This is a genomic window from Breoghania sp. (assembly GCF_030066895.1).
Classification (GTDB): domain Bacteria; phylum Pseudomonadota; class Alphaproteobacteria; order Rhizobiales; family Stappiaceae; genus Breoghania.
The window spans coordinates 163,582-190,020 of record NZ_JASJAV010000002.1; the positions used below are offsets into that span (position 1 = coordinate 163,582).

Annotated in this window: 34 protein-coding genes and 4 pseudogenes; 17 read left to right on the top strand and 21 right to left on the bottom strand. The window is 62.6% G+C overall.

Annotated elements, in window-relative coordinates:
• Positions 1–104: 104 nt before the first annotated feature.
• On the bottom strand, positions 105–416 hold the full coding sequence (locus QNJ43_RS03910; protein WP_300467946.1) for an Hsp20/alpha crystallin family protein: 312 nt from the start codon (positions 414–416) through the stop codon (positions 105–107).
• Between the two features lie 522 nt (positions 417–938).
• On the opposite strand from QNJ43_RS03910, the gene QNJ43_RS03915 reads away from it, so the two are divergent.
• From QNJ43_RS03915 to QNJ43_RS03940, 5 genes and pseudogenes are all read left to right on the top strand, one after another.
• The gene (locus QNJ43_RS03915; protein WP_300467525.1) at positions 939–1,223 is read left to right on the top strand and encodes a hypothetical protein; all 285 of its coding nucleotides are present in this window, start codon (positions 939–941) and stop codon (positions 1,221–1,223) included.
• Positions 1,224–1,324: 101 nt separating this feature from the next.
• Entirely contained in the window at positions 1,325–1,570 is a 246-nt protein-coding gene (locus QNJ43_RS03920) for a hypothetical protein (protein WP_300467527.1), read from the top strand.
• A gap of 273 nt (positions 1,571–1,843) precedes the next feature.
• Positions 1,844–2,506 (top strand): annotated as a pseudogene (locus tag QNJ43_RS26730) (AAA family ATPase).
• A 138-nt stretch (positions 2,507–2,644) separates the two neighbouring features.
• On the top strand, positions 2,645–3,379 hold the full coding sequence (locus tag QNJ43_RS03935) for a hypothetical protein (RefSeq protein WP_300467533.1): 735 nt from the start codon (positions 2,645–2,647) through the stop codon (positions 3,377–3,379).
• Positions 3,376–3,519, top strand: coding sequence for a hypothetical protein (locus QNJ43_RS03940; RefSeq protein ID WP_300467535.1), 144 nt, complete (start codon positions 3,376–3,378; stop codon positions 3,517–3,519). Before QNJ43_RS03935 ends, QNJ43_RS03940 begins: the two co-directional genes overlap by 4 nt.
• Positions 3,520–3,776: 257 nt before the next feature.
• Here the strand turns inward: QNJ43_RS03940 and QNJ43_RS03945 are convergent, their stop codons facing one another.
• The 7 genes from QNJ43_RS03945 to QNJ43_RS03975 form a co-directional block, all read right to left on the bottom strand.
• Entirely contained in the window at positions 3,777–4,505 is a 729-nt protein-coding gene (locus QNJ43_RS03945; protein ID WP_300467537.1) for a TRAP transporter large permease subunit, read from the bottom strand.
• The gene (locus QNJ43_RS03950) at positions 4,502–4,705 is read right to left on the bottom strand and encodes a hypothetical protein (protein WP_300467539.1); all 204 of its coding nucleotides are present in this window, start codon (positions 4,703–4,705) and stop codon (positions 4,502–4,504) included. The genes QNJ43_RS03945 and QNJ43_RS03950 overlap by 4 nt, the downstream gene beginning before the upstream one ends.
• Positions 4,706–4,783: 78 nt before the next feature.
• On the bottom strand, positions 4,784–5,107 hold the full coding sequence (locus tag QNJ43_RS03955) for a TRAP transporter small permease subunit (RefSeq protein WP_300467541.1): 324 nt from the start codon (positions 5,105–5,107) through the stop codon (positions 4,784–4,786).
• Positions 5,108–5,387: 280 nt separating this feature from the next.
• Complete coding sequence (locus QNJ43_RS03960) at positions 5,388–5,696, bottom strand: hypothetical protein (protein WP_300467543.1); 309 nt, start codon at positions 5,694–5,696, stop codon at positions 5,388–5,390.
• 362 nt (positions 5,697–6,058) lie between these two features.
• Positions 6,059–6,409: a hypothetical protein gene (locus tag QNJ43_RS03965; RefSeq protein WP_300467545.1), complete on the bottom strand. Its 351-nt coding sequence runs from the start codon at positions 6,407–6,409 to the stop codon at positions 6,059–6,061.
• 168 nt (positions 6,410–6,577) lie between these two features.
• A complete protein-coding gene (locus QNJ43_RS03970) occupies positions 6,578–6,886 on the bottom strand; it encodes a hypothetical protein (RefSeq protein ID WP_300467547.1) in 309 nt (102 codons plus the stop codon).
• Entirely contained in the window at positions 6,874–7,488 is a 615-nt protein-coding gene (locus QNJ43_RS03975; RefSeq protein WP_300467549.1) for an FUSC family protein, read from the bottom strand. The genes QNJ43_RS03970 and QNJ43_RS03975 overlap by 13 nt, the downstream gene beginning before the upstream one ends.
• Positions 7,489–7,977: 489 nt before the next feature.
• On the opposite strand from QNJ43_RS03975, the gene QNJ43_RS03980 reads away from it, so the two are divergent.
• Positions 7,978–9,132, top strand: a complete 1,155-nt coding sequence (locus QNJ43_RS03980; RefSeq protein WP_300467552.1) for an acyl-CoA dehydrogenase family protein — start codon at positions 7,978–7,980, stop codon at positions 9,130–9,132.
• 171 nt (positions 9,133–9,303) lie between these two features.
• Here the strand turns inward: QNJ43_RS03980 and QNJ43_RS03985 are convergent, their stop codons facing one another.
• On the bottom strand, positions 9,304–9,651 hold the full coding sequence (locus QNJ43_RS03985) for a hypothetical protein (protein ID WP_300467554.1): 348 nt from the start codon (positions 9,649–9,651) through the stop codon (positions 9,304–9,306).
• On the opposite strand from QNJ43_RS03985, the gene QNJ43_RS03990 reads away from it, so the two are divergent.
• The 3 genes from QNJ43_RS03990 to QNJ43_RS04000 are packed head-to-tail and all read left to right on the top strand — an operon-like array spanning position 9,638 to position 10,803.
• Positions 9,638–10,219 carry a hypothetical protein gene (locus QNJ43_RS03990; RefSeq protein WP_300467556.1) on the top strand — a complete coding sequence of 194 codons (582 nt, stop codon included), beginning with the start codon at positions 9,638–9,640 and terminating at the stop codon, positions 10,217–10,219. The genes QNJ43_RS03985 and QNJ43_RS03990 overlap by 14 nt on opposite strands.
• A gap of 27 nt (positions 10,220–10,246) precedes the next feature.
• Positions 10,247–10,675: a hypothetical protein gene (locus QNJ43_RS03995; protein WP_300467558.1), complete on the top strand. Its 429-nt coding sequence runs from the start codon at positions 10,247–10,249 to the stop codon at positions 10,673–10,675.
• Positions 10,676–10,677: 2 nt separating this feature from the next.
• The gene (locus QNJ43_RS04000) at positions 10,678–10,803 is read left to right on the top strand and encodes a hypothetical protein (RefSeq protein ID WP_300467560.1); all 126 of its coding nucleotides are present in this window, start codon (positions 10,678–10,680) and stop codon (positions 10,801–10,803) included.
• Between the two features lie 323 nt (positions 10,804–11,126).
• Here QNJ43_RS04000 and QNJ43_RS04005 read toward each other — a convergent pair whose 3' ends face one another.
• Positions 11,127–11,855: a hypothetical protein gene (locus QNJ43_RS04005; protein ID WP_300467561.1), complete on the bottom strand. Its 729-nt coding sequence runs from the start codon at positions 11,853–11,855 to the stop codon at positions 11,127–11,129.
• Positions 11,856–12,157: 302 nt separating this feature from the next.
• On the opposite strand from QNJ43_RS04005, the pseudogene QNJ43_RS04010 reads away from it, so the two are divergent.
• Both QNJ43_RS04010 and QNJ43_RS04015 read left to right on the top strand, forming a co-directional pair.
• A pseudogene (locus QNJ43_RS04010) lies at positions 12,158–12,836 on the top strand (16S rRNA (uracil(1498)-N(3))-methyltransferase).
• Between the two features lie 247 nt (positions 12,837–13,083).
• Positions 13,084–14,457: a glutamate--cysteine ligase gene (locus QNJ43_RS04015; protein ID WP_300467563.1), complete on the top strand. Its 1,374-nt coding sequence runs from the start codon at positions 13,084–13,086 to the stop codon at positions 14,455–14,457.
• Here the strand turns inward: QNJ43_RS04015 and QNJ43_RS04020 are convergent.
• Positions 14,451–16,658, bottom strand: coding sequence for an EAL domain-containing protein (locus QNJ43_RS04020; protein WP_300467565.1), 2,208 nt, complete (start codon positions 16,656–16,658; stop codon positions 14,451–14,453). The genes QNJ43_RS04015 and QNJ43_RS04020 overlap by 7 nt on opposite strands.
• Before the next feature lie 380 nt (positions 16,659–17,038).
• Between QNJ43_RS04020 and QNJ43_RS04025 the strand changes: the two genes are divergently transcribed.
• A complete protein-coding gene (locus tag QNJ43_RS04025) occupies positions 17,039–17,308 on the top strand; it encodes a DUF937 domain-containing protein (RefSeq protein WP_300467567.1) in 270 nt (89 codons plus the stop codon).
• Positions 17,305–17,904, top strand: a complete 600-nt coding sequence (locus tag QNJ43_RS04030; protein WP_300467569.1) for a hypothetical protein — start codon at positions 17,305–17,307, stop codon at positions 17,902–17,904. The genes QNJ43_RS04025 and QNJ43_RS04030 overlap by 4 nt, the downstream gene beginning before the upstream one ends.
• 126 nt (positions 17,905–18,030) lie before the next feature.
• Here QNJ43_RS04030 and QNJ43_RS04035 read toward each other — a convergent pair whose 3' ends face one another.
• Positions 18,031–18,393: a DUF1127 domain-containing protein gene (locus QNJ43_RS04035; protein ID WP_300467571.1), complete on the bottom strand. Its 363-nt coding sequence runs from the start codon at positions 18,391–18,393 to the stop codon at positions 18,031–18,033.
• Between the two features lie 172 nt (positions 18,394–18,565).
• Here QNJ43_RS04035 and QNJ43_RS04040 point away from each other — a divergent pair.
• Positions 18,566–19,427: pseudogene (locus QNJ43_RS04040) on the top strand (LysR family transcriptional regulator).
• A gap of 73 nt (positions 19,428–19,500) precedes the next feature.
• On the opposite strand, the gene QNJ43_RS04045 reads toward QNJ43_RS04040, so the two are convergent.
• Complete coding sequence (locus QNJ43_RS04045) at positions 19,501–19,674, bottom strand: hypothetical protein (RefSeq protein WP_300467573.1); 174 nt, start codon at positions 19,672–19,674, stop codon at positions 19,501–19,503.
• Positions 19,671–19,889, bottom strand: a complete 219-nt coding sequence (locus QNJ43_RS04050) for a hypothetical protein (protein WP_300467575.1) — start codon at positions 19,887–19,889, stop codon at positions 19,671–19,673. Before QNJ43_RS04050 ends, QNJ43_RS04045 begins: the two co-directional genes overlap by 4 nt.
• 428 nt (positions 19,890–20,317) lie before the next feature.
• On the opposite strand from QNJ43_RS04050, the gene QNJ43_RS26735 reads away from it, so the two are divergent.
• The 3 genes from QNJ43_RS26735 to QNJ43_RS26745 all read left to right on the top strand — a co-directional run bounded on the left by QNJ43_RS26735 (position 20,318) and on the right by QNJ43_RS26745 (position 21,082).
• Positions 20,318–20,482 (top strand): LysR family transcriptional regulator, encoded by a 165-nt coding sequence (locus QNJ43_RS26735; protein ID WP_346432849.1) that lies wholly within the window; start codon positions 20,318–20,320, stop codon positions 20,480–20,482.
• A 37-nt stretch (positions 20,483–20,519) separates the two neighbouring features.
• On the top strand, positions 20,520–20,711 hold the full coding sequence (locus QNJ43_RS26740) for a hypothetical protein (protein ID WP_346432850.1): 192 nt from the start codon (positions 20,520–20,522) through the stop codon (positions 20,709–20,711).
• Positions 20,712–20,827: 116 nt separating this feature from the next.
• Positions 20,828–21,082, top strand: coding sequence for a hypothetical protein (locus QNJ43_RS26745; protein WP_346432851.1), 255 nt, complete (start codon positions 20,828–20,830; stop codon positions 21,080–21,082).
• Between the two features lie 67 nt (positions 21,083–21,149).
• Here the strand turns inward: QNJ43_RS26745 and QNJ43_RS04060 are convergent, their stop codons facing one another.
• From QNJ43_RS04060 to QNJ43_RS04090, 7 genes and pseudogenes are all read right to left on the bottom strand, one after another.
• The gene (locus QNJ43_RS04060; RefSeq protein WP_300467577.1) at positions 21,150–21,740 is read right to left on the bottom strand and encodes a hypothetical protein; all 591 of its coding nucleotides are present in this window, start codon (positions 21,738–21,740) and stop codon (positions 21,150–21,152) included.
• Positions 21,741–21,970: 230 nt separating this feature from the next.
• A complete protein-coding gene (locus QNJ43_RS04065) occupies positions 21,971–22,102 on the bottom strand; it encodes a hypothetical protein (protein ID WP_300467578.1) in 132 nt (43 codons plus the stop codon).
• A gap of 33 nt (positions 22,103–22,135) precedes the next feature.
• Positions 22,136–22,339 carry a response regulator gene (locus QNJ43_RS04070; RefSeq protein WP_300467580.1) on the bottom strand — a complete coding sequence of 68 codons (204 nt, stop codon included), beginning with the start codon at positions 22,337–22,339 and terminating at the stop codon, positions 22,136–22,138.
• Positions 22,340–22,804: 465 nt separating this feature from the next.
• Entirely contained in the window at positions 22,805–23,371 is a 567-nt protein-coding gene (locus QNJ43_RS04075; protein ID WP_300467582.1) for a lactate utilization protein, read from the bottom strand.
• A gap of 67 nt (positions 23,372–23,438) precedes the next feature.
• Positions 23,439–24,860 (bottom strand): annotated as a pseudogene (locus QNJ43_RS04080) (LutB/LldF family L-lactate oxidation iron-sulfur protein).
• A gap of 17 nt (positions 24,861–24,877) precedes the next feature.
• Complete coding sequence (locus QNJ43_RS04085) at positions 24,878–25,462, bottom strand: macro domain-containing protein (protein ID WP_300467584.1); 585 nt, start codon at positions 25,460–25,462, stop codon at positions 24,878–24,880.
• Positions 25,459–26,247 carry a (Fe-S)-binding protein gene (locus tag QNJ43_RS04090; RefSeq protein WP_300467586.1) on the bottom strand — a complete coding sequence of 263 codons (789 nt, stop codon included), beginning with the start codon at positions 26,245–26,247 and terminating at the stop codon, positions 25,459–25,461. Before QNJ43_RS04090 ends, QNJ43_RS04085 begins: the two co-directional genes overlap by 4 nt.
• Between the last annotated feature and the right edge of the window lie 192 nt (positions 26,248–26,439).

The following is a 26,439-nucleotide window of genomic DNA, read 5'->3' on the forward strand; positions in this document are numbered from 1 at the left end:
TCTCTCGCGCGCCGCTCCCAAAGGAACAACCGAAAGCACCCGGGACATGAAAAAGCCGCGCCCTCGGCGGGCACGGCTCTTGGGTCGTCTTCGAAAGACGAGCGTTACTTGCCGATCTTGATCTTGGTTTCGGCCTTGGCGAGTTCGGGCGGTTTGGGAAGGTTGATCGTCAAAATACCCTTGTCGAAGTCTGCCTTGATCTTGTCGGCGGCAGGCGCATAGGGCAAAGGCAGCGTGCGGCGGAACGAGCCGTAGCTGCGTTCGCTGACGTGATAGTCCTTCTCCTTCGTCTTGCTCTCGTGCTTCTTCTCGCCCTTGATGGTGAGATACCGCTCGGCGATGGAGATATCGAGGTCCTTCTCCTCAACGCCCGGCAGTTCGGCCGTCACCACCAGATCGTCCTCCGTCTCCTTGATGTCGACGGCGGGGAACTTGTCGGTAAAAGCGGCTGTTCCGGTCGGTCAGTTTTTTGCGAAATCGGAAAAGACCCGATCGATTTCCTTGTGCAAAGATGCGAAGGGGCGTTCCTCTCCGCCTCAGAAATTCGGCAGAATAGATTTCATGTTACGCACTCCCATCAATGCGGAGGCGCCTCGCAATCACAGCTCACGGCAAGTATCGCGAGGCGTGACCGATGTTCACGAGTTTATTGACTATTGCGAATATAAGTATTCGCAACGGTCGGTTCCAATCGCCGGCACCCTGAAAAGACGCTTGCGGGCCTCCCCGGTCAGCGGTCGCTGTCATGACAATCTTGCCCCTCCGGTGTGGAGCTGCTGCCCGGTGCAATTTATCCTTGCGTAAGTGATGGAAAATTAAGCTATATTGTTATAATTGTCCGTAGCGTCATTGACAAAAGTTAGCGCAGTTGCAAGCTGGCGGTTTATGATGATACCGCCCATCGCAATGGCGCGCGCGTTCAGGGAAGTTCTTTCGATTTGAACCACGATCCGCAAGCCCACGATCCGCAAGCCGAGGTGCTGGCTCTGTTGGAAGATCCGGCCACTTATGGCGTGACGGGACTAGTTACGCGCATCGATACGCATGCGGCGGCAGTTTTCCTTGCGGGCCGCGAAGCGATGAAGCTGAAGCGGGCCTTCACCTTATCCCTTCCTGGACTATTCGACGTTGGAATTGCGCAAGACGGCGTGCCAGCGCGAGATCGAGGTCAACCGGGCGAATGCGCCGATGATTTACCGCGATGCGGTGCCGATCACGCGTGAGGCGGACGGGCATCTCGTCATCGCGGGCGAGGGCGAGCCGGTGGACTGGCTCGTCCGCATGAGCCGTTTCGACGAGACCAACACGCTCGGATCATCTGGCGGTGAAGGGCCCCTTGCCGGACGGCGTGGCGGAGGAACTCGCCGATATCTTTGCCGTCTCCCATGCGCGTGCACCGGTGGTCGATCAGGAGGATGGCGAACTCTGGATCGACGATCTGGAAAGCTATGCGGAGCAGAACAATGCCGCCTTCCTCGATGCGCCCGACCTGTTCCCACCGGAACGCACCCACATGCTCTCCGCGGAAGCGAATGCCATGCTGTCCTGGATCCGCCCGCTCCTGAGCTAGCGCCGCTGCACGGGCGGGGTCCGGCGCTGTCACGGGGATGCGCATCTCGGCAATATCGTGCTGATCGACGGCAAGCCGGTGCTCTTCGATGCCATCGAGTTCGACGATCGCATCGCCACCGGCGACGTGCTCTACGACCTCGCCTTCCCGCTGATGGACCTGTCGGTGCGTGGCCTGGCGGGGGATGTCAACCGTCTGCTGAACCGCTATCTCAACCACACGCACCGGCTGACCGATCTGGAAGATCTGGCCGCGCTGCCCTTCTTCCTGCTGATGCGGGCCTGCATTCGCGCCAAAGTGGCCGCTGCCCGGCTGGCCCATGTGAGCGGCGAGGCGGCGGAGGATGCGCGCCGCGATGCCGTCGAACATTTCCACTTCGTCGAGCGGTTCCTGGAGCCCGCAGACCCGATCCTGGTGGTCGTGGGCGGCCTGTCGGGCACCGGAAAATCGACCGTGGCGCGCGCAATCGCCCCCGGTCTCGGTCTGCCACCGGGCGCGGTGGTGCTGCGCTCCGATGTGGAACGCAAGCTGCTCTTCGATGTGGAGACGAGCGAACATCTGCCGCCGGAGGCCTAAAAGTTCAACGTGACCCGCGAGGTCTACGTGCGGCTTTGCGAAAAGGCCGAGGTGGCGCTGGCCGCGGGTGCCTCCATCGTGGTCGATGCGGTTTTCGCCGCGCCTGAGGAGCGCAGCCAGATCGCCGCGATCGCCCGCAAACTGGAGGTGCGCTCCAGAGCCTTCTGGTTGGAGGCGGACTTCGCCACCATGTCCGGCCGCGTCGAACAGCGCGCCAACGATGCCTCCGATGCCGATGTCGCGGTGTTGCGTCGCCAGCTTGTTTACGATCTCGGCGAAATCAGTTGGACCCGGATCGATGCCTCCGGCACGCGGGAGGAAACGCGCGCCAGGGTGGAGGCGGCGCTGGCCTCCGCCTGAGCGTCGACGTGCTCAACCGGGCCTGCCTCGCTCTCAACCTGTCGAAAAATTCCGGATGCGCTAATGCTTGCGATTCCGTGGGCGGGGGGAAGTGCTCTAAGTTCGCCGTACACGGGGTGTCATGAAAAGGTGGATGACATGGGTGGAACACGGAAGCTCGGTGCGCTTTTCTTCGCGGCGGCGATCTGGGGCGGAAGCCTCGTCGTAAATCCGGCCGAAGCCCAGAAGCCGCCGCGCGCGGATCTGTCGGATGTCCTCCCGGCGGCTGAAATCGTGCAGGGAGATCTGCGCGCGCGCGTTTCCATGGTTGCCGCCTCCGAGGATCCGTCCATGAAGGCGCCGATGCTGGAGGTCGTTTTCGGAAACCAGTCGGTTCTGCGCATCGAAGGGGTGCCGAGCGGCTGGGACAGTCCGCAGGGCACCATCGAAATTCATGAAATCGATCCCGCCAACAACACGCCGGAGGTGGTTTTCACCTCGTTTTTCGGCGGCGCGCATTGCTGCACGCAAGTGCACGTGGCCAGCGCCGACAAGGCCGGCGACTGGCACGATGTTGATGTCGGCTTTTTCGACGGCGAAGGCGGCACGTTCGCGGATCTCGACGGCGACGGCGAGGCGGAATTCAAGAACTTCGACAACAACTTCCTCTATGCCTTCGATTGCTACGCCTGTTCGGATGCGCCGTTGCTGATCTATGCCGTGACCGGGGGCAAGGTCGTCGATGTGAGCCGCAAGGAGGCGTTCACCCGCTTCCATCGGGAATGGCTTGCCGGGATGGAGGGGCGTCTGGCAGAGGCCCAACGGGGTTCTTCGCAGGCTGGATCGCGCAAAAGGCGCTGCTGGGCGAGGGCTATGAAGCCTGGGAGGCGATGATGGCGGTCTATCGCGGTTATCTCGATGAGGGCTTTGAAAGCTGCCCGACCGAAAAGCCCGATTGCGCCGACAACGAGCGCGTGACGCTTCCCTTTCCCAAGGCTCTGACGGTTTTTCTGAAGGATCTGGGGTATCTGTGAGAGCGGCCGCAGCCGCCCCCGCATTTTTTCGTGTTCCTGTATTCTCGTTGTGTTTGGCAGGCGGCGGTATGCCCTCACCTCAGCGAGGGCAGCCACGTCACGATGCTGGGGAAGGCGAGCAGTCCCGCAAAGCCCAGAAAGCGCACGTAGCACAGGACGCCCCAGATCAGCGTGAAGATATCATCACCGCAAGCTTGGCCGTCTCGTGCAGTACCTGGCGAACTGCCTGAACCGCATGCCCTTGAAGATGGCTGTGATCAGCACGACGAAGGCACCAAGTGCGCCCGCTTCCGTCGGCGTGGTGGAAAACGAGAAACCGCCGATCTCCCCCCCCCCCCCGAAAAGGTTGATGAAGATGATCGCCACCACCGCGAAGATCGGCTGGTTGCCCGGCAGTTAGGCGAAACGCTGGCCCCATGTGAAGCCGTGGATTGCCGGAGAATCTCCCCGCCACGCCGCCATGCCGATGATGATGGCGATATAGACGACGGCGGGATCAGCGAGGCGAGCGTGTCGCCCGTCGCCACGACAGCCGCCGACAGGCGCTTGGAATAGTCTTCCGCCAGCATTTCGGGAATGGCGACGCGGGCGAAGACGGCGGCCGTGGCCATGCTTGCTCCCGAAACGGCGGCGAAACTGGCTGTGGCGAAGATCGTTCCCACCGTCATACCGCCGGGCAACCAGCCGAGCCAGCGTTTGGCCGCTTCGAACAGCTGTCGCGTCAACCCCGCATGAAAGGCCAGATAGCCGATCAGCATGAAGGTCGGCAGGACCGACAGGGAATAGGTGAGCGATTTGGAATGCGGTACCGTGCCCGCCATCTTCAGCGCGGTGATGAAACCGCGTTCGAACCCCATGCGCATGGAGAAGATGACGATCAACCCGGTAACGCCGACTAAGGCGGCGGCGAAGGCGACCCGCATGCCGAGTATGACGAGGATCAGCAGGACGCCGGTCATGATCAGTCCGACCTCGAAAGGCGTCATCGCGAACTCTCCCCGTTTGCGTCATTGGCATCGAATTCGTCGCCGAACGTCTCCTCGATTTCGTGTCGCGCCGTTTCGGTGATGTCCTCCACTGAGGGCAGGTCAACGCCCGGTCTGGCGGTCGGGTAACGGATCAGCCGCGCATAGCCGACGAGTTGCAGCACCAGCCGCAGGGCCAGAAGAGACAGCGCGACGGGCACCAGCAGCTTGGAGGGCCAGGTCGGCAGACCGATATCGATGGTGCTGTCGCCGATGGTCCAGGCGCGCTCGAAATGGAACTAGGAGCCGTAGATAAGCGCCAGCACGACGGCCAGAATGAGCAGAACGCTGAGGAATTCCTCTATCCAGAGGAGGCGTCCGCGCAACGTTCCGAGCAGGATCTCCATGCGGATATGTCCGCCGACCCGCTGGCAATAGGCGACGCCGAGAAAGGTGAACACGGCCATCGTCTGCTCGGTGATGTCGATGAAGCCCGATACCGGCTGGTTGAAGAAGGTGCGCGCGAAGATCTGCACCACCGCCAGCAGCATCAGGGTGACGATCTCTGCCGCGGCGATCAGGTTGAAAACATTTTCGATGCGCGCAAGCGCGCCGGAGAACACCCGATACGTTTCGGGGTCTCCTGGGGAGTTGATCGGACGGCGTCATGCTGGACCGTTCGCTTGAAGGTTGGAACGCGCCGGAGGCGGGATGGGGCCGTCTTACGGTCTCTCTCCCCCGTCATTGCCTGGCCTTTTCCGGGGCATCCATCACGGGTTTTCAATCCCGCCGGGCAACGGATGACCCGGACTGGGCCGGGTCATGAGGGATGAGAGGTCTGGTGAGCCGCGCGGCGGCCGGACCCGATGTTCCGGGTGACGGCCGCGGGCCTTGTGTCCGGCCTCAGCCCTTGATTTCGGCCAGCATCATGTCGAGCAGGTCCTGTCCCGGAATGCCCTGGGCGTCCACCTTCTTCACCCATTCATCCCAGATCGGAGCTGCCTTGGCCTTGAACCCGGCCAGGCCCTCGTCGGAGAACTTCACCTGGGCGATGTTGTTTTCCTCAAGCGTCGGCCACCAGCGGTCGTAGACCTTGCCGTAATTGGCGATGTAGTGGTCGATTGACGGCTGGATGCTGTCGTCGAAGATCTTTTTCAGGTCGTCCGGCAGGGCGGCGTAGGCGTCGGTGCTCATCACCACCGGGCACTGCACGGTGCCGGGGCTCAGGTTGGTTGGCCGTCCACCAGTTGCCGACTTCCACGGTATTGAAGGCGAGGTGAGCGTGCGGGGCGAAGGATGCGGCCTGCACGGTGTCGGATTCGACGACCTGATAGGTTTCGGACGCTGTCACCGATGTCGGCACCGCACTCACCGCATGCATCAGCTTGCCGATACCGCCGAGTGCATGAACGCGCATGCCGTCGAAATCCTTGATCGAGGTCGGAGCATCGCTCTTGCCAACGAAGTTGTACTGGGGCATGGGCGAGGGCATGACAGTCGCCGCGTTCCAGCGCGCCAGATCCTTCTTCACGGACGGCTGCTCGTAGAGCTTCATGGAAACGCGAGCTTCCGTCTCAAGGTCGGAGACACCGAGGAAGGTGCAGTTCCAGAACCGTCAGCGTCGGGTTCTTGTCGGGATGGTAGGAGGCACAGACCTGCGCCATCTCGAATGCGCCGATGGGGATGCCGTCGAGGTTCTCGCGCGCCTTCGACAGCGCCTCGCCGTAATGCATCTTGATCTCGAAGCGGCCATTGGATTCCTTGGCGACGCGCTCCGCGAGGAATTCCACGTTTTCGGTGAAGGCACGCCGACTGCCCCACAGCGAAACATTCCACGTCACTTCGGCGGCAAAGGTCTCCGCCGCAAAGCCGAAAGTGAGGGCGCCTGCAGTTGCGGCAAGCACAAGCTTGCGGGCATTGATCATGAACGTGTCCTCCCAGATCACGAATCCGACCGGTCTCCCGTGTGCTGTTCTCGCCGTCCCCGGTTGGCCCGGGCGGCGGCGCGTGGTGAAGCTATACTTCTACACATGCCGCAGGGTTAATGTGAGTGCAGAAGGAACTTGCTCCCGCTAATCACGGGAGGCGGGAGGCTACCGGAAAATCTCGAACACGGATTCGTCGGCGTTCAGCGCCTCTTCCAGCGTGCGCAGAGCCTCGCTGCAGGCCTGCCATTGGGGAGAAGGGTAGGGGGAAACGATCGGCGGTACGCGCTGTCCGCCCAGCTTGCCCGCTTCCACATCCGTGATGTGCTGGCCGACGGTTTCCATGCGGGCGGGCAGATCGGCGGGCATGTTGTCGGGATCGTCGCGCAACGCGCGAAACAGCGTATCGGCAAACAGCAGAGAGGACGCGAAAAGGCGCAAGGTGCGGCGCTCGTAGCGGTCCGCTAGCATATGCACCTTGTTTGTCGCCCGCCGCCCGCGCACCGTCCACGTGGCCGCCTCACGGGCCGTCGAAATGCCGGTGCCCAGATCCACCAGCCGCGCATGCGCGTTGGAAAAGGTGCGGATCGCCGTATTGGCCCCTGTGCGTAGTCCTGGTTCTCCACGGTGCTCACGCATTGGCGAAAACCCGCCGACAGACTGCTGAACAGCGTCTTGGTCCGCTCATCGATCTGGCGCACCGGGTCCGGCGTAATCAGCACCTGACTGAACAGCACGCCGACGGCCGAACCGATCAGCACGTTGATCAGCCGGTCGGGTTCGGCGCTGATCGGTCCGAGCGCCATCACCAGCATGGCCGAAACGCTCGCCTGAATGCCGACCACGACGCGCAGGCCGTAAAGTTCGGCGATCATGATCGCCAGGAAGGTAACGATCACCAGCCGCAATTTGCCCCAATCCGTCGGTACGACGAGCAGCATCAACTCACCGACGATAATGTCGGTGGTGACGCCGAGGATGATGTTGCGCGCCTGTTTCAGATGGCTCGGCAGGCCCGGCGCCAGGCAGATGATGGGGTGATGGCGGCAAACAGCGGCTGCTGGTGGCCGAACAGTCACTTGGCCAGAAACCACGCGATGGCGACGCCCAGGGCCGAGGCGATCGCATAGCGCCACGTGCGCGACGCCCGCGCAAGGATCGTATTCAGGACATTGCTCATGCAGTCGCCTCGCTCCGCGGACGGCCAAGTCTGCGAACGAAGTGCTTTCGGGAGGGTTGAGAAGGAAAAAGGGTCAGTATCAGAAGCATTTGACTCCATATACGGCCGTTTTTCCGCTTTCCAATGAGGCCGCGCGAATGGCTGCCATTCCTTCCGCGCGGGACGCTGTTGCCGGTCCTGACATGGGTGCACCGTTTGTACTTCTCTGCCCCAGGGGAATGTGATTTGTTGGGCGCGGAAGGAAGGTAACCCGGCAGACATCGCGCGTCGTCCAGCGTGCGGTGGGAGCGTGTGCGAGTCCGTTTCCGGTTCGAAATCTGCTCCTGCAGATCGCCGCCCGCATTTTTGCGGAGCCTGACAAAAGAGAATCTGAGGAGGAACCCGGCCCATGCACTTCGCGCTCACCGACGAGCAACAGATGATCGCCGAAACCGCGAGGCGTCTTGCCGCCGACCGGCTCGCCCCGCTGGCCGAGACGCTTGACCGGGGCGAGGGCCGCGAGGATTTTCTCGCCAACCTGAAACTGCTCGCCGAAAATGGCTTCATGGGCCTCAACCTCTCTGCCGACTACGGAGGGAGCGAAGCCGGCACGATCGCCTTCGCGCTTACTGTCGAGGCTCTGGCGCGCGCCTGCGCGTCGACCGCCGTCACGACCTCCGTCACCAACATGGTGGGCGAGGTTATCGAAGCGGTCGGCACGCCCGAGCAGAAGGAAACCTATCTGCCGAAGCTCACCGACGGCACCTATTCCGCGGGCGCCTTCTGCCTGACGGAGGCGGGAGCCGGTTCCGATCCTGCTTCCATGAAGACGCGGGCGCACATGGACGGCAACGAATGGGTGCTGAACGGGGCCAAGCTCTACATCTCCTCGGCCGAATATGCGGGCGTCTTCGTCGTCTGGGCTGTGACCGACCCGGATGCAAAGCCCGGCAAGGGCATCTCCTGCTTTCTGGTGGAGGCGGGAACGCCGGGCCTCGTCATCGGCAAGGCGGAAAAGAAGATGGGTCAGACGGGCTCCGCCACCAATGAGGTTCTCTTCGAGGATTGCCGCATTCCGGCCTCTGCCCTGATGGGACGGGAAAACGACGGTTTCCGCGTCGCTGTGGGCGAGCTTGCGGGCGGACGCATCGGCATCGCCTCGCTGGCGCTGGGCGTGGCGCGCTCCGCGATGGAGGCGGCGAAGCTCTATGTGAAGGAGCGCAAGCAATTCGATCGAGCGATTGCGGACATGCAGGGCATCCAGTGGATAATCGCCGACCGCGAAACCGAACTTGAGGCCGCGCGTCTTCTGATCCTGCGCGCCGCCTGGCTGAAGGAGCAGGGCCAACCCTTTGCGGAAGCCGCGTCTATGGCGAAGCTCTTTGCCACCGAGGCCGCGCAGAAGGCGACCTATTCCGCCCTGCAGCTCCACGGCGGAGCCGGGTTCATCAAGGACTACCCGCTGGAGCGCTACGCCCGCGATGCGCGCATCACGACGATTTACGAGGGCACGAGCGAGATCCAGAGACTGATCATCGCGCGTGAGGTAATGAAGGCGGTTTAGGGCAGGGGAGGGCAGCGGAGCGGCTTTGCCGCCGCTTGTTGCGCTGGATTCCGGATCAGCGTTCGACTTGCGCCTCACTTGTCCGGAATGAGGGAGGGTGGGCTGAGTTGTAAACACACGCAAACTCAGGAACTTGGTGCTGCTCGCATATTCGTTGCGTGTGGTTACAATTCACTCCTCGCGCCTCATTCCGGGCGGTCTGCGGCAACGCCGCATGGCCAGACCCGGAATCCAGCGCAACAGCCTGCGGCGCAGCCGCCCCGTTTCCCTTTCTTCTCCCTGCTCCCACCATCCCCCATCCTCTACCGTGGCGACATACTGACGTAACCGGATGTCTCGATGCGCCTCGCCCTTTTCCTGTCTGTCCTGGCCCTTTTCATCGCCCAGTTCGTCCATGCCGAGGACGACCCGGTCGCAGCGTTCGCCGCCGTCAACGACCTGCTGGCGGACTGGGATATCCCCGTCACCTCCGGAGCTGCCGCCGGATATGTGCCCGACAAGACCTGTGCGCTCTGCCATGAGGAAAAGGCGGAAAGCTTCAAGCACGTCGCCATGGCGAAGAGTTTCTATCGCCCCCCTGTCGCAACCGGTCATCGAGTATTTTTCGAAGGGCTATCACTACGTTCCTTCCGACCGCTATTACGAGACGGAGCTGAAGGACGGGGCCTATATCTTTCGCTGCTACAAGTGTGCGCCCGATGGCGCCCGCATCCACGTTTTCGAGCACAAGGTTGACTGGATCCTCGGCTCCGGAAATCATTCGCGCGTCTACATCTACCAGACACAGGACGGCGCGCGCTATCAGCTGCCGCTCGCGTGGTACTCGCAAGGCGAAGGCCTCTGGGCCATGGCGCCGGGGTTTGAGTTCAAGCTGCAACTGGGCGTCGGGCGGCAGGTGCGCTGCTCCTGCATGAGTTGCCACAACGCTTATCCGGATGTGGCGGAGGGCTCCGACCGTCTGTACATGCCCGAGGGCATTGGCTGCCACGGGCCGGGCGCGGACCACGTGCGCGCAGCGATGGAAGGAGCGGCCGAACCTGTCAGCCGGGCGGAGATCGTCAACCCGGGGAACCTGCCGCGCGAATAACTCTATTCCGTCTGCTACGGCTGCCACATGCAACCGACCGTGGCGATGACCGGTATCCGCCGCTTCGGCCGCAACGCCTATTCCTTCCGTCCGGGCGAACATCTCAACGCCTTTCGCATGAACCTCGACATCACCGATCCCGATATGCCGAAGGCGGATCGCTTCGAGATCAACCACCACCTGTATCGCCTGGAGCAAAGCCGCTGTTTCGTCGAGAGCGGCGGCAAACTCGGTTGCCTGACCTGCCACGACCGGCATGTGAAACGCACTCTGGCCGAGCGCGCCGGTCACTACCCGCCGCCTGTCTCACCTGCCACGGGCTCGATGCGGGCGGCCTGCCGCTTCCAACCCGTGCCGCAGCCGGGGCGACGTCGGATCATCCGGAAATCGATGCGAAGGCCGACTGCACCACCTGGCATATGCCCGAGCGCCGCACGCAGGACGTTATCGAGGTGACGATGACCGACCACCGCATCGTGCGCGACCCCGGTCCCGGCGACCTGACCGCCCCGATCGAGAAACGGGTGACCGAGGTCGCCGAGTTGGAGATGCTGGACCCCCCACGCTCCGTTTCCCGCCGATGAGGCGCTCGCCGCACGCGCCATGGCTGTGTTGCTCTATACCGGCGGCAAGGTCGGATATGCGGCCGATGCGCTCGCCGCCGTCTTGGAAACCGATTCCGATCCCCATTTCGAGCCCTGGTACGCGCTGGCGGAAAGCCTGATGCGGCGAAAGGATTTCCGCGGCGCGCTCGCTCCCATCGAACAAGTGATCCTGCGCCCGCCCGATCACCCGGGCTTGAGAGCAATGGAGGCGGTGGCGCTTTATGGCGTGGGGCGCAAGGCGCTGGGCCTGTCGCGCAGGAGGCGCTCCTGGCCGGGCGCTCCGATCTGCCACTCGCCCGCTATCAGCTCGCCGTCATGTATCGCTCAGAGGGCCGCATGGACGATGCAATTGCGGCGGCGCGTGCGGTGCTTGATGCGCGGTTCAACCTGTGGCCCGCCCTGCGCCTCATCGGCGAGGTGGAACTGAACCGCGGGCAAACGGAAACCGCCGCCGAGGCCTTCAGGGCCGCGCTGGTGATTGATCCGGATGCCGCGCGGGTGGGCGAGGGGCTCGTCACCGCGCTGGAATCGATCGTCACGCCGATCTCGCCCTTGGCGATCAGTCTACCCGTCACTGACACCGCACGGATCTCGAAACGTCCCGTAGTGTAGGCCGTGACCTTGCTCTCCCCTTCAATCTGAACCTCACTCTCCACCATTGCCTTGCCGCGCAGGTGAAAGGGTGCATCCGCCCGCCCGACCCGGCTCTTTGCCCCGAACTTCACCGCCGGAGTGACGTAATCCTGATCCGGATAGGCGCGCTCGGGACGGAGCGGCAGGAAATGCTCCGTCCGTGTGTCCGCGCCCAGAACGAACGTGTCGCTTCCAAGTCCGGTTTCTCGGTCGAGAGCATACTCGAAGCCCAGCCGGGCATAGGACGTCACCCGCGTGCGGGCACCCAGCCAGTAAGCAAAGTCCGGCGAAACCAGAAGCCCTAGCGCATCCTCGCCGGTATGGCGCGAATAGCCGGCCAAGTCCTCGAAGGTGAGACCCACACTGTCGGAATAGTAGTTCTCGGCGCGAAACGGCACGGAGATCGCGGGCGCATTGCGTATGCCGCCGGGGCGATGATCGTAGCCGATGCCGATTTCGAACTTCGGGGCGCGTTCGGTCTCTTTTCAGCCTGTTGCGAACCGAAAGCCTGGGGGCATGAAATACCCACCACGAGCAACGCGAAAAACACCCCCCCCCCCCGGCTACGCCCCCGGTAGATTACGGAGCCTATGGGGCAACAATCCGTTAACTTTGTCAATTCCCGCCAGAGATATGGCCGTGGATCCCGGGGCTCACAATCCCGTTGCCAAGATGGCGCGACCCGCATACCGTCCGCGCCATGCCCAGATATGAATTCCGCATGCCCTGCCTATTTCTCGATGCCGATCTGCCCGCCGGTCACGCCGTTGCGCTCGAGCGGGCCCAGTCGGACTATCTGCTCAACGTCTTGCGCCTGAAACAGGACGACGGCGTCCTCGTCTTCAACGGGTGCGATGGCGAATGGAAAAGCCGGATCATCGTGACCGGCCGCAAGGCGTGCGCGCTGGAACTGGAGGAGCAGACCCGTCCGCAGACGCCGAAGCCCGATCTCCTCTATTGCTTCGCCCCGAGCATGCCCGGCTCGATTACATGGTGCAGAAGGCAGTGGAGATGGGCGCAGGCGTGCTGCAGCCCGTCATGACGCGGTTTACCCAGTCCGCATGCCTCAATCTGGAGCGGGCACGCTCCAGATTGAGGCATGCGAGCAATGCGGCGTGCTGTCGGTTCCTGATATTCGCGAGCCCGTCCGGCTCATCGGCGGATGGGCGGAGAATGAGCCGGGCCGCAGGTTCATCTTCTGCGACGAGGGCGAGCAGAGCCAGAACCCGCTCGATGCGCTGAGCGGCGTGGAACGCGACCTGCTGCGTCGCAACGATTTCGTGATCCCCGTTCCCCTCGGCCCCCGCGTTCTCAGGGCGGATACGGCCGCGGTCGCGGCCCTTGCCGTGGTTCAGGCCACCCTGGGAGACTGGCGTTAGAGGCTTTCGGTCGGCCCGGAGTTCCTGTGGTCTCAAGACGGAAAACGACGGTCGTCGTTTCCTTTGGCACCAAAAGGCGACTGGCAATAACGGCTTTGCAGCGCTATGTGAGATCGCAACGGCGCAGCGATGCGTGACGGCAGGACCGCTCGGACGGGCAGGCGCGTTGCGAGGCTGGAGCCCTCCGAAATCATTTGCGGGCCGCGGGCGATGAGCTTCCGCCGGTTCGCTCCCCAAGGAATGACGCATGGCCCGCGACACCGTCGACTCAACGCCGATCGGAAATCTCTCCGACCTTGCCGCCACGCTCGAAGCCGGATCCAAGAGCCCGGATCGGTTTCGCATCGGCACCGAGCACGAGAAGTTCGGCTTCTTCACCGATAGCCTGACCCCCATTCCCTATAACGGCTCCTGCGGCGTGAAGACCGTGCTGGAAGGCATGGAATGGCTGCTCGGCTGGGAACGCATCGAGGAGGCGGGCAACATCATCGGCCTGGCCGATCCGATCGGCGGCGGCGCGATTTCCGTCGAACCCGGCGGCCAGTTCGAATTGTCCGGCGGCCCGCTCGACAACCTGCACCAGACCTGTCGCGAGACCCACGTCCACCTCGCTCAGATCCGTAAGGTCGCCCAGCCCATGCATATCGACTTTCTGGGGCTCGGCATGGCGCCGACTTGGAAGCGCTCCGACATGCCGCGCATGCCCAAGTCTCGCTACGACATCATGACGAACTACATGCCCAAGGTCGGCACCAAGGGCCTCGACATGATGTACCGGACCTCGACCGTGCAGGTGAACCTGGATTTCCGCGACGAGGCGGACATGGTCAAGAAGATGCGTGTCGGTCTGGCGCTGCAGCCGATCGCGACCGCGATCTTCGCCAACTCGCCCTTCGTGGAGGGCAAGCCCAACGGCCTTTTGTCCAACCGCGCGGAAAACTGGCTCCACACCGACAACGACCGGGTCAGCCCGCTGCCCTTCGCCTTCAAGGACGATTTCGGCTTCGAGGCCTACGTGCAGTGGGCGCTCGACGTGCCGATGTATTTCATCAAGCGCGAGGGCGGCTATCACGATGTCACCGGCACCACCTTCCGCGCCTTCATGAACGGCGCGCTGGAAGTGAAGGTCCCCGATGCGCGGCCCAACATGGGGGACTGGAACAACCACCTCTCCACCCTGTTCCCCGATGTGCGGTTGAAGCAGTACATCGAGATGCGCGGCGCCGATGCCGGTCCGTGGCGTCGCATCTGTGCGTTTCCCGCCTTCTGGGTTGGCCTGCTCTATGAAGAGGAGATCCTCGATCAGGCATGGGAGATGGTGCGCGACTGGAGCGAAGAGGAACGCGATCAACTTCGCACCAACGTGCCCAAGACGGCGCTGAAGACGGTCTTCTGCAACCGCACGGTCCACGAGATCGCGCGCGAGGCTGCGTTGCTGGCAAGCGAGGGGCTGAAGCGCCGCGCCCGCCTCAACGAGGCTGGCGTCGACGAGCGTACCCATCTGGAACCGGTGGAGGAGACGCTGGCCTCCGGTATGACACCGGCGGAGCGGATGCTGCAGAAGTTCGACGGCGAGTGGAACGGCGACATCACCCGCGTCTTTGAGGACTACGCCTACTGAGCGAGCTGCTTGGGAGACGCGAAGCACCGCTTAGGCTGTGTCGCGTCTTTCACCGCATCGCGCATGCGGCTCAGTACGGAGCACAACCCTTCCGTCTGCCCTGAGGCATAGACGCGAGCTTCCTGGGCAGGAACGGGACACCCGGTCAGGAAGCCTTGCGCCTGCGAGCATCCGTGCGCACGGATGTGGCGCAATTGCTCCTCGGTTTCGACACCCTCCGCCGTCGTCGTCATTCCCAGTTCGTTGGAAAGCCCGGCAATGGCGCGGATGATGGCGTTGGCCTCCACCGTGTTGCCGAGATCGCTGATGAAGGATCGGTCGATCTTGACCTTGTCGAAGTGGAAGGCGCGCAGGTAGCTCAGCGACGAATAGCCGGTGCCGAAATCGTCCATGGCGATGCGCACGCCCAGCGAGTGGATTTCGTGCAGGGTGCGGATCGTCGCCTCGCTGTCGGCCAGCAGAACGCTTTCGGTGATTTCCAGTTCCAGCCGGTGCGGCTCCAGTCCCGAGGTGCGAAGGGCCGTGCACACCCGGTACACGAGATTGCTGGAGCGGAACTGGTAGGAGGAAACGTTGACCGCTACCTTCACGTCATTGGGCCATTGCGCCACCTCGCGGCATGCCTCGTTCAGAACCCATTCGTCGCCTCCGAGCCCCGCCACCTTGTCGGAGGCGTCCACTGCCGTCAGCAGCCGGTTGGCCACCATCTGCAGCACCTGGTTGCCCGCATCATGACCCAGCGTGTCGTTGACGATCTTGAACCGGTCGAGATCGAGACACAGCACCGAGAAGTCGTAATCGGCGTGCGCGTGCCCGTTCTGGATCTCTTCGGCCAGGTTCTTCTGCAGCATGACTCGGTTGACCAGATGGGTGAGCGGATCGAAATGCGCCAGGAAGACAAGCCGGGTCTCCGCCTGCCGGTGCGCGGTGATGTCGACGATGGTGGTCAGGTTCACGTGCTGTCCGTCGTAGCGGATCTCGCGCTCGAAGGGCAGCACCTCGATGATTTCGCCGTTCGCCTTCACGTGGCGCACCGTAGGACGACCGTCGCCCGGTTCGTCCGCAATCGGCAGGTTCGGCGCCTTGAGATCCGTTACCCGAAGTCCGGTGAATTCCTCTTGCGTGTAGTGGTAGTGATCCACGGCGGTCCCGTTCACCGCCACGATACGGCCGGTCTCGGGTTCGTGCAGAATGAGTGGCAGGGGATTGCTCTCGAAAAGCAGTTCCAGATCGCGTCGCTTTTCGTCCTGTTCCGCCGCCGCCACCTTGCGCGCGACCCGGTCGCGGGATTCCACGACCGCCTCTGCGACGCGCGCCAGTTCGCTTTGCTTTTCCCTTTCCGGCATGTCCAGCACCGGCGCATCGCCGTCATCATCGGCGATCGCCCGGATGCGCCCCTCCAGAGAGGTGATCGCCCGCACGATCGAGGAGGACAGCGACAGCGCCAGGGACAAGGCCAGCAGCGTTGCGATGATGATCGTGACCGCTATCCCGGTCAGCGCCCAGCGCTGGTTCGACAGGTCGGTATGGATATCGGTGGTGATATAGGCATAGGCCTGATTGTGGAGAGCCAGCGTCGCCTTCACGAGCGGAAGATAGGCCTTGTCCAGCGGATGCGGATTGAGGGAGAGCGACGGCAGCGAGACGGACGCGACGTTGACGGTCCATGCGAGCCGCTTGGCGGCAATCTGGAAATTCCGGTTGGCCTCGGCGAAGTCGGCTGCGGCCTTGAACTGGCCGGTATTGACCAAGAAGCGCATCCTGTCATTCGGACCCAGCCGATTGCGCGCCGCAAGCTGGTGCGTATCCTCGCGCAACGCCGCCAGCCGCCAGAGAACCTCCGGCAATTGCACCGCCAGCAGTCGGCTGAGCTGCATCTCCGGCCCGTCCATGGCGGTGCGGCCCCGCATCGGGTCGGCAATGGTCGGCAGGTCCTCGCGGATGCGCTGCAGCAGTCCGTTTGCCGTCTCCGCCTTTGCCAGTTGCTTGAGGAGCTTGGTGAGCACGGGGGCCTTGGTCGATGAAATCTGCGCCAGCACTTTTGCTTCTTCCGGGTCTCCCGGATGAAGAGCTGCGGTCGCGGCCACCGACCAGATCGTTGAAATCTGTCCGAGCCGTTGGGTCTCCACCGCCGTATTGACGTACTCGCGCCTCATATCGACGGGGAGAACGCCCAGTACGATGAGGAGCGCAGAGAACAAGTGTGACGATGATGATATCGAGCCGGTGACGTATCGACATCGAGCGCAAATCCACATTGATCCAAAGGCAGTTAATTCACATGACTGCAAAGTAATAGTTATTTTTACCATATGATTAACATCGCAATTATAGAATTTACGGCTATGTTTGGCCATGTGATGCGTTCGCTATAATTGTCGCATGCCGTTGCGGCACTCTCATCTTGAGCGCATTCGGGCATCAATGAACATGGTGACGGGGCGCATGGCCTCACTTGACGATAAGTCATTGACCCGGCGGCGATTGCACCGAATCATGACGATCGACGGAAGAGCCGTCGATCCGGTACCCGGGCCGAGCTTGAGCGCCGGCGACATCCATGCGCCCGCCGGAACAGCACATGACCGACACTTTTTTCCCGCTCGATCTGTTTGCCCTGGTTAGCGAAACACAGAAGCGTTTCGGGCTCGGGGAGGAAAACGTGCGTCGGGCGACGGAAGCCCTGATGCCGGCTTTCTGGGCGGGCCTGCGCCGCAACACCTTCGCGCCGGAAGGGATTGCGGGCCTGATGCAGGCCTTCGGCCCGGCAATGTTCGCGCCCCCGGCCTCAATCCGCGGCAGGCTGCAACCGGCTGGCCCGCCGCAAATCCGCTCGCGGGCAATCCGATGACGGCTGCGGTCGAAGGGCCGGTCGGGGCCTTTCTGTCTCAGGTCTTCCCCAACAAGGTGATGCGCCAAGTCGTGTTCGATCACGTTGCCGCCACAACCGGCATCCGCCAGGATGCGCTCGATGCGCTGATGCCGGTTGCCGCCACCTTGATGATGGGACAGATGGCCCGCAACTTCGCGGTCGGGCCTGCGCGCGACCTGCTCGATGCCTTCATGGCCGGCTTTGCGCGCGGCCGTTCCCGTCCGACGCCGACGCCCGCCGACCTGATGGCCCCCTTCGCCGAGGCCATATCGGCTTTCCTGACCGGGTTCATGCGCGCCGGAAGCACGAGCACCTTTGAAACGGCGCCGACGCCCGAACGCCGCTGCCCGCCCGAGCACGAAAATGAGGGCGTTTACGAGGACATGGAGGAGGAAGGCGAGCCGGAGCCCGAGACCGCGCAAGGTGCCGCCGATCCCGAGCCCTCCGGCTCCGCACTTGCGAGCACCTGCTTCCTTGAGGATTTTCTGGCCGCCGGACGCAGCGTCCGGGAAAGCCAGATCCGCGCTTTCGAACAGCTTTTCGAGACCCTGACCCCCGCCGATCATTCCAAGTGAGACGCGAATCCACCGCATTCCGGCGCGGATGGAATTCGCCACAGCACAAAAAAAGACCCACTGCCGGGATGAACAGCGGGTCAGGTGCGGTGTCAGCGGGGGGTTGATCCGGGCAACAAGACGCCTTTAGGCGTCGCAGCAGGACGCCGCGCGATCGGATGCGAACCGGCTCTTGCGATGGCCGTCGCTGGTGGCGACTTCCAGAGCGCTGCGGGCATGGGCGCGCGCCGTCGCACGCCGCTCTACAGCCAGTATACGTAGTCGTCCTGATGTCTCGATCTTTCGATGGTCCCGCAATGCGCATCGAACATCGTCTCGCGTCAATCCGATGTCCCGCAGCATGTAGTCGTTCCACGTGAGGAGCTGCTTGACCGCAAGTCGGTTACGGCGACGACGGTGCCAACGGACCAACGTCTGCCACACCGTACGACCGATCCGGGCCGCGAGTGCAGCGAAGCCGGTGGCGGAGTTGGTTGGAAACGTGGACATGGCAATATTCCTTCGTCGACCGCCGCCTCCCTGGGCGTGCGGTCGTGCTTTTACGCCTGGTCCATTCCGGGGTGTTACATCTTTCAAGGCTCGAGATGATTTTCACTTGCCAAGCGCAATAAATCCAACGAATGTTTTCCATCATATTGATCACGTATCGTGATGGAACACGATGCAGCCCATGCTCGATCTCGATCAATTGTGCACGTTCCTTGCCATCGCAGAAATGGGCAGCTTCACGCAGGCCGCTTCCGTGGTGAACAAGACGCAATCCGCCGTTTCCGTGCAGATGCGCCGGTTGGAGGAACGTGTCGGTCGTCCGATCTTCACCCGCGAGGGGCGTTTGTCGCGCCTCACGGGGGATGGTGAGCGGCTGCTGCACTATGCGCGCAAGCTGTTGAAAATGAACGATGAAACGCTGCCGGCCTTTGACGATATTGAGCTTGCCGGGCATGTTTGTCTCGGCACATCCGACGACTACGCCGACCGTTTCCTGCCGGAGATCATGGCCCGCTTTGCCCGCTCCAATCCGCGTGCGGAGATCGAAGTCACTTGCGCGCCGACGCCGATCCTGGTGCAGGACCTGAAGGGCAACCGGCTGGACGTCGCCATCATCAGTCACGTGCGTGATCGCGGGCGCGGCGGCGAGGTGGTGCGCCGGGAGCCGCTTTTGTGGGTCACGTCCGCGCGTCATTGCGTTCACGAGGAAATGCCGTTGCCGCTGGCGCTCGGTCGCTCCACCTGCGATTGGCGCAAGGCGGCGATCGATGCGCTGGAGCCGTTGAACCGCGATTACCGAGTGCTCTATTCAAGCTGGTCTTCCGCCGGGGCTGGCCGTGTCAATCCTTCCGGAATCGGCACTGCGGCCTGGGATGAGGGTCCTGTCCGAGCGCGATGGCTTTCCCCGGTTTTTGCCCCATTGCGAGATCGCGCTCCTGCGCTCCTGGCACCATCGTTCGCGCCTGATCGATGCTCTGGCCGAACACATCATCTCGTCTCTCGACAACCTGTTGTTTCCCGCCGTCGCGGAGTAGGCCCCGCGACTGTTTCTGCTGGGACGCCATGAAAAGAAGGCGGCACGGGATCCCTCCCATGCCGCCTTCTTTTCTATCGTGTCTTTTTGCGTGTCGCTGCCCGGGCAAGCCGCTTGCGCAAGGTGCGCACGAAGGCTGCGATCATGGCGGTGTCGCGCTGCAGTCCCAGCATGGCAAGCGTGTGCCGCTGGGGCTGGTTGGAGCGGAAGGCCCATTCGCCGGCGCTCCATCCGCGCGACGTGTTCACTTCTTGGGTCTCCGCTTCAAGGAGGTGGGCACGAGTTTGCGGCGCTTTCTCTCCGCCAACTGGCGTTCTCTTGCCAGTTTTGCCAGAACGTCGGAGGGATTGCGCGACGTCGGAGCGTTCAGCGCGGCGAGAGCGTTGCGGGAGCGGCGGGCGGGCATCAGCGCGGAGGCGAACGACCCGACAAAACGCAGCGTGCTGAAAACGCCGTCGCGCAAGGCCGAGGAGTATGAGCGACGAGACTCGTAAGCGGTCGTTGATATGACAAGACCCCATCGTTCGGCGCACGCGCGGTTTGCGTGCCCATTGTTATTTCGCCGTGTCGGGAAACCGGGGAAGGTTTCTCGGAGGCGGCGCCTCTTGGTGACTTTGGGTAAGATGACTTGGGGCTATTGATTAATCCAACGAATGTTTTTTACAATATCCCATCGGTTGTGATGGTGAATAAGCCGGGAAGCGCAGAAACCCGGGCGTCAGGATGGGTATAGCGATCGGCCGAAGCAGATGAGAAAGCCCCTTTGAAGCCGATAGACAGGCCCGTAAGGATGCTGAGGGGACGCTTCGCGAGAGACCGGAAAACGCGGTCGGGTGGGAACGAACGAGCCGCCGGGTGCCGAGGCACGAGGCCGGTGAAAAGGAAATGTCAATGCCCCATGCTCTCGATATCGATCAGCTGCGAACCTTCGTTGCGATTGCCGAACTCGGGTTCTTTACCCGCGTGGCGGAAGCGGTGAACAAGACGCAGTCGGCCGTCTCCATGCAGATGCGTCGGCTTGAGGAGCGGGTCGGTCAGGCGCTCTTTAATCCGTGACGGACGTTAGTCGCGTCTCACCGAGGTCGGCTATCGGTTGCAGGAATATGCCCGCCGGATGATCAAGCTGAACGACGAGACGCTGACCGCCTTCGCCGAACCGCAATTGATCGGCCGCGTGCGCCTCGGTCTTCCCGACGACTATGCCGAACGGCTTCTGCCGCAGGTCCTGGCGGGCTTTGCGCGGATCAATCCGACGATCGAGGTCGTCGTGGAATGCCTGGGATAGATTGCGGTGGCGGAGAAGGTGCGTCGCGACGAACTGGATCTGGGCATCGTCACCTCATGCGAGGATCTGAACGGCTTCGGCGATGTCGTGCGCCGCGAGCGCTTGACTCTTGCCGCGTGGCCTATACCAGCGGTTCCGCAGCCGTACTCATCAACGCGGTGAATGCCGGGCTCGTGGTATCCGTAATCCCGGAAAGCGCGATGCGGCCGGGCCTGAAGGTTCTGGACGAACGCGACGGTTTCCCCTCGCTGCCTCCTGTCGATATTACCCAGATCCGTGCGCCGAGTGCACATGAACCGATCCATGATGTTCTCTACGATCACATCGCAGCCGCAATCGGCAACGTGACGCTGCAAATCGCGGCGGAATAGGCGCTATCGAAGACAATCCCGAGCGAGCTGACGGCAATGTCAGCCTGCGCTCGGATGCCAGACGGGTTCATAATCCTGCGCGCAAAACGGCGAGGATCGAGAGCGGCGTCAGAACGGTTACCTCTCCCCATGCCGGGTGCGGCGACGGTTGGCCGTAGCCTCCGGGAGCCCAGGGCAAAAGAGAATTCCCGCGCACCAGAGCCGGGTGAAGCTTACCCCGAATATCCGTTAGAATGGCCGTCCCGTCGCATAAATCCACGATCGGCAGGCTCGGCTTGGGGCCTAATCTCTCCTTGTGCAGGATCGCGTCCATCGCATCGGCGCCGGGGGCCTGTTCAAGTCCTTTCGCCTCGCACCAGAATGCGGCAAACGCCTTCGCGTCCACCCGTCTGCATTCGAAACAGGGGCGGTGACCTGCGGCCAGTGCGGTCGGCTCATCCAGAAAGAACAGTTCCGTATAGCCCTCGCCCATCACGGTCCGTTTCCGGTTCTTGAAGGTGGTGAGGCAGCAGATCGAGCGTCGGGAGATGAAGCGGCGCACCGTCAGGGTGCGGGTGGCGGGATCATGGATCCGCCCGCCGCGATTGCCCGTGAAAAGCTTGCGGGCCGATGCGGCGATGATCTCGCCTTCCGGCGTCACGCGATTTTGCAGCGGCATTGGCACTGGCTTCCCGTTTGGGCTCGTGGTGTGCCGGGGTGGCTCCGGTCCATCGTGTGACCCATCCTTCGAGACGCACTCTCACGAGCGTTCCTCAGGATGACGTTATCGGGTTGTCGGCTTTGAGGAAACGCGCAGCATAAACAACGTCATCCTGAGGAGTCCGCGCGAGCGGGCGTCTCGAAGGATGGGCCGCGCAATCGAAACTCGCGGATTTCCGTATCCCGGCCCTAAAGGCTGAGGATGGAGCGCACGGCGGAAACGCTGAAGGGCTTGGGCAGCGTGGCGACCACGTTCAGCCTGTTGGCGACGACGGATGCCTTGGCAGTGTTGCCGTATTGGGTGTTGTAGCCCGAGATCACGATGATCTTCGCGGTGCAGCCGCGCTGGGCCAGTCATTCCAGCAGCTCGATGCCGTCCATCTCCGGCATGATCATGTCGAGCACGATATGGGTCGGCTGGCAGATGTCGTATTTCTTCTGAAATTCGCTCGGCTGCGTCGTCTTGCAGACGGAGAATTTGAGTTTGCTCGCAATGCGTTCGAGTACCTCGCCGAACTCGACTTCGTCATCGATCAGCAGCAGGCGTTTGTCCGTCATTGGCTATCCAGCGTTTGTCTCTTTGCCCACCGCTGCAATCCGGCGCCCGCGATATCGGGCAAAGCAAAAGCCTGCGCATGAGCGGAGCCCCCGGAGCATTTCGGATGCTCGCGCCAATTGCGCAACAACAGGAATTGAAGTCCACGCGCCATCGCAACCTCTGTACATACTGGCGTGCCAAATGACGATAAGGCAGTCGGTTCGATGGTAAATTGCCGGGCTGGTTAAAGATTCCTAAAAGGAAAGTCCAGCCGTATGGAAAAAAGAAATATAGTCGTCACATATGATCTCTAGAATGAGGGTTTTTGCGTCGAAACGAAGAAATTTTTCCGAAAAATACCGTTACAAAATTATTCTACGTGTAAACGCCGGAAAAGTGTAACGCGCCGGGAGGGCGTTGATCACCCCTCTCGCGCGCCGCAACCGACGATTGGCGGTCTCGCGCACTTGTGCGGGGAGGGCGGTTCACTCGCCGACGATCATCACGTGTAGGGCGCGCGGCCCATGGGTGCCGAGGATCAGCGTCTGTTCGATATCGGTCGAGCGTGAGGGGCCCGACACCATGTTGACGGCGCGCGGCATCTCCCCCTTGCCGTAATCCCGGCGGATGCGCTGCCACGCCGCTTCCATGTCCCCGTCGATATCCTTCGCCTCGATGACGACGATATGCAGCTCAGGCAGGAAATTGAGCGTCGTCGGATTGTCGGGACCGGACGAGAGCATCACCGTACCCGTCTCCGCAATGCCGCCGAGCGCATGGGAGAGGGCGGCCTCATCCGTGCCGTCGGAGGGGCCATTATGGATCTCCAGCGCGGGCGCGTCTTCCCACGGCATGCCGGTCAGGGCTTCATCGGCGCCGATGCGAACGGATGCGGGCAGATTGCGCCCGCTGAGCTGGCGGGCCACCGCCTGCGGCGCGTCTTCAAGGCTTTCCACGCGCTCCACGCTCGCTTGCACAGATTCCACCATTCTTGCGAACAGTGCCGCGCGTTCCGCCTCGGGCACCTGGCCGCGCGCCGGAATGAGCCCCACGGGCGGATGTTCCAGCCGCCTTGCACCGTGCTGCGCCGCAGCCGCCTCAGAATTGCCTCGTGCGCACTCATGCCGCGTCCTCCCGTTCCGCCCATTGGGTGAGAAAGGTCTTGCCCTCGGGTGCTGGCAGATCGCGATATTTGGTCCAGGCGGAGGCAAGCAGCATGCAGGCAAAGCGTCCGCGCCGTCCGCCCAGAAGCCCGAGCGCGCGCATGGCGAGCCCGGTTGCGCGCCGGTAGAGCGCGGGGCGGCTTGCGAAAAACGCCCAGATCTTCAATCCGAACCGGTCGGCGTGCGGCTGCAGGTGGTGCTCGAATTCACGCTCCCGCCAGTGCCGCATCATCTTCGGCAAGGGAATGCGCATCGGGCACATGGCCTCGCAGCGTCCGCAGAAGGTGGAGGTGTTGGGCAGGTGCCCCGCCTCGTCGATGGAGGTGAGCGAGGGGGGGCAGCACCGCGCCCATCGGACCCGGATAGATCCAGCCATACGCATGCCCGCCGATGGCGTGGTAGACCGGGCAATGGTTCATGCAGGCGCCGCAGCGGATGCAGCGCAGCATGTTCTGATACTCGGTGCCCAGCACGTCGGAGCGCCCGTTGTCGAGCAGCACCACATGTTATTCCTCCGGCCCGTCCGGATCGCCCGGCCGTCGCGGTCTGGTCGAGAACGTGGTGTAGACGGAGGTATCCTGTCCGGTGGCGGAGCGTGCCAGAACGCGCAGGATCTGCGAGATGTCCTCCAGCGTCGGCGTGATCTTTTCCAGCGTCGTCAGCACAATATGAACCTTGCCGAGCGTCTGGGCAGGTTGCCGTTGCCCTCGTTGGTGACGATGACGGACGACCCCGTTTCCGCGATCAGGAAATTCGCCCGCGTGATTCCCCACCTCGGCATCGAAATACTTCTGCCGCAGGATCGCGCGCGCCTCGTTCAGAAGCGTCGTTGGCTCCTCCAGGTTGCGGTCGGGATCGAGATGGGTATGGGCGCGGCGGAATTCGCTCTCCACCTCGGATTTGTTGACATGCACCGCGGGCGCGATGATATGGGACAGTGCCTCGCCGCGAAGCTGGATGACGTATTCGCCGAGATCTGTCTCCACCGGCTGAATGCCGTTTTCTTCCAGGTGGGCGTTGAGCCCGATCTCCTCGGAAACGATCGACTTGCCCTTGGTGACGGTCTTCGCCCCTGCCTTGCGGCAGATGTTGAGGATGATGTCGCGCGCGTCCTGATCCGTCTCCGCCCAGTGCACGTGACCGCCCGCTTCTGTGACCTTTTTCTCGTAAGCCTCGAGATAGAGATCGATATGCGCGAGCGTGTGATCCTTGATTGCCTTGGCGTTGTCGCGCAGCGCCTCGAATTCCGGCAGCGCATCGGTGGCCGTCTTCCGCTTGTCGACGAAATTGTGCTCGACATGGGCCAACGCGCGCTGAAGCTGCACGTCGTCCAGCGCCTCGCGCGCATCTCCTTGAAGCGCGGAGATTGCATCCGCATGCGATCTCTCCTCCCTGTCAGTTCAGCCCGCGAACAGCGAAGGCCTCCTCGTACGACTTGACGGCGGACCTGTTGAAACAGCAGAACACCACCGCTTCCAATCCTCCCAGATGCGTACTCTCGCACACCGCGCGAAGTGCTACGCCCGCCGCCCTGTCCGCCGGGAATCCGAAAACCCCGGTCGAGATCGCCGGAAAGGCGATCGTCGCAAGGCCTGCCTGTGCGACCAGATCCAGCGAATGGCGATAGCAGTCGGCCAGCACCGCATCCTCGTTGCGCGTTCCGCCTGCCCAGCGCGGATCGACCATGTGAATGATCTGGCCCGCGGGCAGAGCGTAGCCGCCCGTCATCTTCGCTTCGCCCGGCATGCCGCCGCCGAGCGTACGGCATTCCGCCAGAGGCTCAGGCCCGGCAGCGCGATGAATCGCCCCGTCCACGCCGCCCCCGCCCAAAAGGTTCTCATTGGCGGCATTGACGATCGCATCGACCTTCAGCGTCGTGATATCCGCAACGATGATGGCCAGGTCCGTACCCGTTTCCTCACCGCCGATGTGCGTGCGCAGGATCGTCTTCGTTGTTGAAACGGAGAAACCTCCGTTCATCCCCGCTTCTTCCACCCGTTCTGGGGCTTCTTTTCTCCGATGGCGGGTTGATCGGTCATCCCCGCCAACAGCTCCGCCACATGGCGCACCTGGGTGGCCTTGCCCTCGCGCTTCAGCTTGCCTGCCATGTTCATCAGGCAACCGAGATCGCCCGCCACCAGCAGATTGGCCTCCGTCTCCCCGATATGGCCGGTTTTCTTGGAGACCATCTTGTTGGAGATATCGGGGTATTTTACGGCAAAGGAGCCGCCGAAACCGCAGCAGATTTCAGAATCTTCCATCTCCGTCAGCCACAGCCCCTCCATCGAGGCCATCAGCTTGCGCGGCTGCTCGCGAATGCCCAGTTCGCGCAGTCCGGAACAACTGTCGTGATAGGTGACGGAGCCGTCGAACGAAGCTTCCACGCTCTCCATGCCTCGCACGTCGGTGAGTAAGTTGACGAGTTCGAACGTGCGCGCCGACAACTCCTGCGCACGCGCCTCCCACACGGGATCGCCCGCAAAAAGCTCTGGATAGTGCTTCTTGATCATCGCCGCGCACGAGCCCGATGGGGCGACGACATAGTTGAAGCCCTCGAAGGTGCGGATGGTGACTTCCGCAATGCCTCGGGCATCCTGCTTGTCGCCGGAATTGTAGGCGGGCTGTCCGCAACATGTCTGGGCGCGCGGCACCTCAATCGTGCATCCTGCCTCCTCCAGCAGCTTGACGGCGGCAAAGCCCACGGACGGCCGAAACAGGTCGGCAAGACACGTGACGAACAGGGCGACCCTGGGATGTTCAGACATGGGGCAGGCGTTTCCCGAAAAAGGCTGCGCAAGGCGTGAAATGACGCAAGGCAATCATGAGCGTTTTGTGGGCACCGTAGAAGTGCGGGGGTAGGGGATCAATGGGAGGAGAGGAGGAGGGTACGCGTGATCGCGTTTGTGGCAGTGCCCGGGAAGGGACGGAGCGAGCAGCCCATCCTTCGAGACGCCGTC

Bases quoted from the DNA above. Each gene is read 5' to 3' on its own strand.
- QNJ43_RS03935 (WP_300467533.1), top strand. From the start codon at position 2,645: ATGGGTGGAACACGGAAGCTCGGTGCGCTTTTCTTCGCGGCGGCGATC.
- QNJ43_RS03940 (WP_300467535.1), top strand. From the start codon at position 3,376: ATGATGGCGGTCTATCGCGGTTATCTCGATGAGGGCTTTGAAAGCTGC.
- QNJ43_RS03945 (WP_300467537.1), bottom strand. From the start codon at position 4,505: ATGACGCCTTTCGAGGTCGGACTGATCATGACCGGCGTCCTGCTGATC.
- QNJ43_RS03965 (WP_300467545.1), bottom strand. From the start codon at position 6,409: ATGATCAATGCCCGCAAGCTTGTGCTTGCCGCAACTGCAGGCGCCCTC.
- QNJ43_RS03980 (WP_300467552.1), top strand. From the start codon at position 7,978: ATGCACTTCGCGCTCACCGACGAGCAACAGATGATCGCCGAAACCGCG.
- QNJ43_RS03985 (WP_300467554.1), bottom strand. From the start codon at position 9,651: ATGGCAGAGCGCACAGGTCTTGTCGGGCACATATCCGGCGGCAGCTCC.
- QNJ43_RS03995 (WP_300467558.1), top strand. From the start codon at position 10,247: ATGCAACCGACCGTGGCGATGACCGGTATCCGCCGCTTCGGCCGCAAC.
- QNJ43_RS04000 (WP_300467560.1), top strand. From the start codon at position 10,678: ATGACCGACCACCGCATCGTGCGCGACCCCGGTCCCGGCGACCTGACC.
- QNJ43_RS04015 (WP_300467563.1), top strand. From the start codon at position 13,084: ATGGCCCGCGACACCGTCGACTCAACGCCGATCGGAAATCTCTCCGAC.
- QNJ43_RS04025 (WP_300467567.1), top strand. From the start codon at position 17,039: ATGACCGACACTTTTTTCCCGCTCGATCTGTTTGCCCTGGTTAGCGAA.
- QNJ43_RS04030 (WP_300467569.1), top strand. From the start codon at position 17,305: ATGACGGCTGCGGTCGAAGGGCCGGTCGGGGCCTTTCTGTCTCAGGTC.
- QNJ43_RS04035 (WP_300467571.1), bottom strand. From the start codon at position 18,393: ATGTCCACGTTTCCAACCAACTCCGCCACCGGCTTCGCTGCACTCGCG.
- QNJ43_RS26735 (WP_346432849.1), top strand. From the start codon at position 20,318: ATGCCCCATGCTCTCGATATCGATCAGCTGCGAACCTTCGTTGCGATT.
- QNJ43_RS04060 (WP_300467577.1), bottom strand. From the start codon at position 21,740: ATGCCGCTGCAAAATCGCGTGACGCCGGAAGGCGAGATCATCGCCGCA.
- QNJ43_RS04070 (WP_300467580.1), bottom strand. From the start codon at position 22,339: ATGACGGACAAACGCCTGCTGCTGATCGATGACGAAGTCGAGTTCGGC.
- QNJ43_RS04085 (WP_300467584.1), bottom strand. From the start codon at position 25,462: ATGAACGGAGGTTTCTCCGTTTCAACAACGAAGACGATCCTGCGCACG.
- QNJ43_RS04090 (WP_300467586.1), bottom strand. From the start codon at position 26,247: ATGTCTGAACATCCCAGGGTCGCCCTGTTCGTCACGTGTCTTGCCGAC.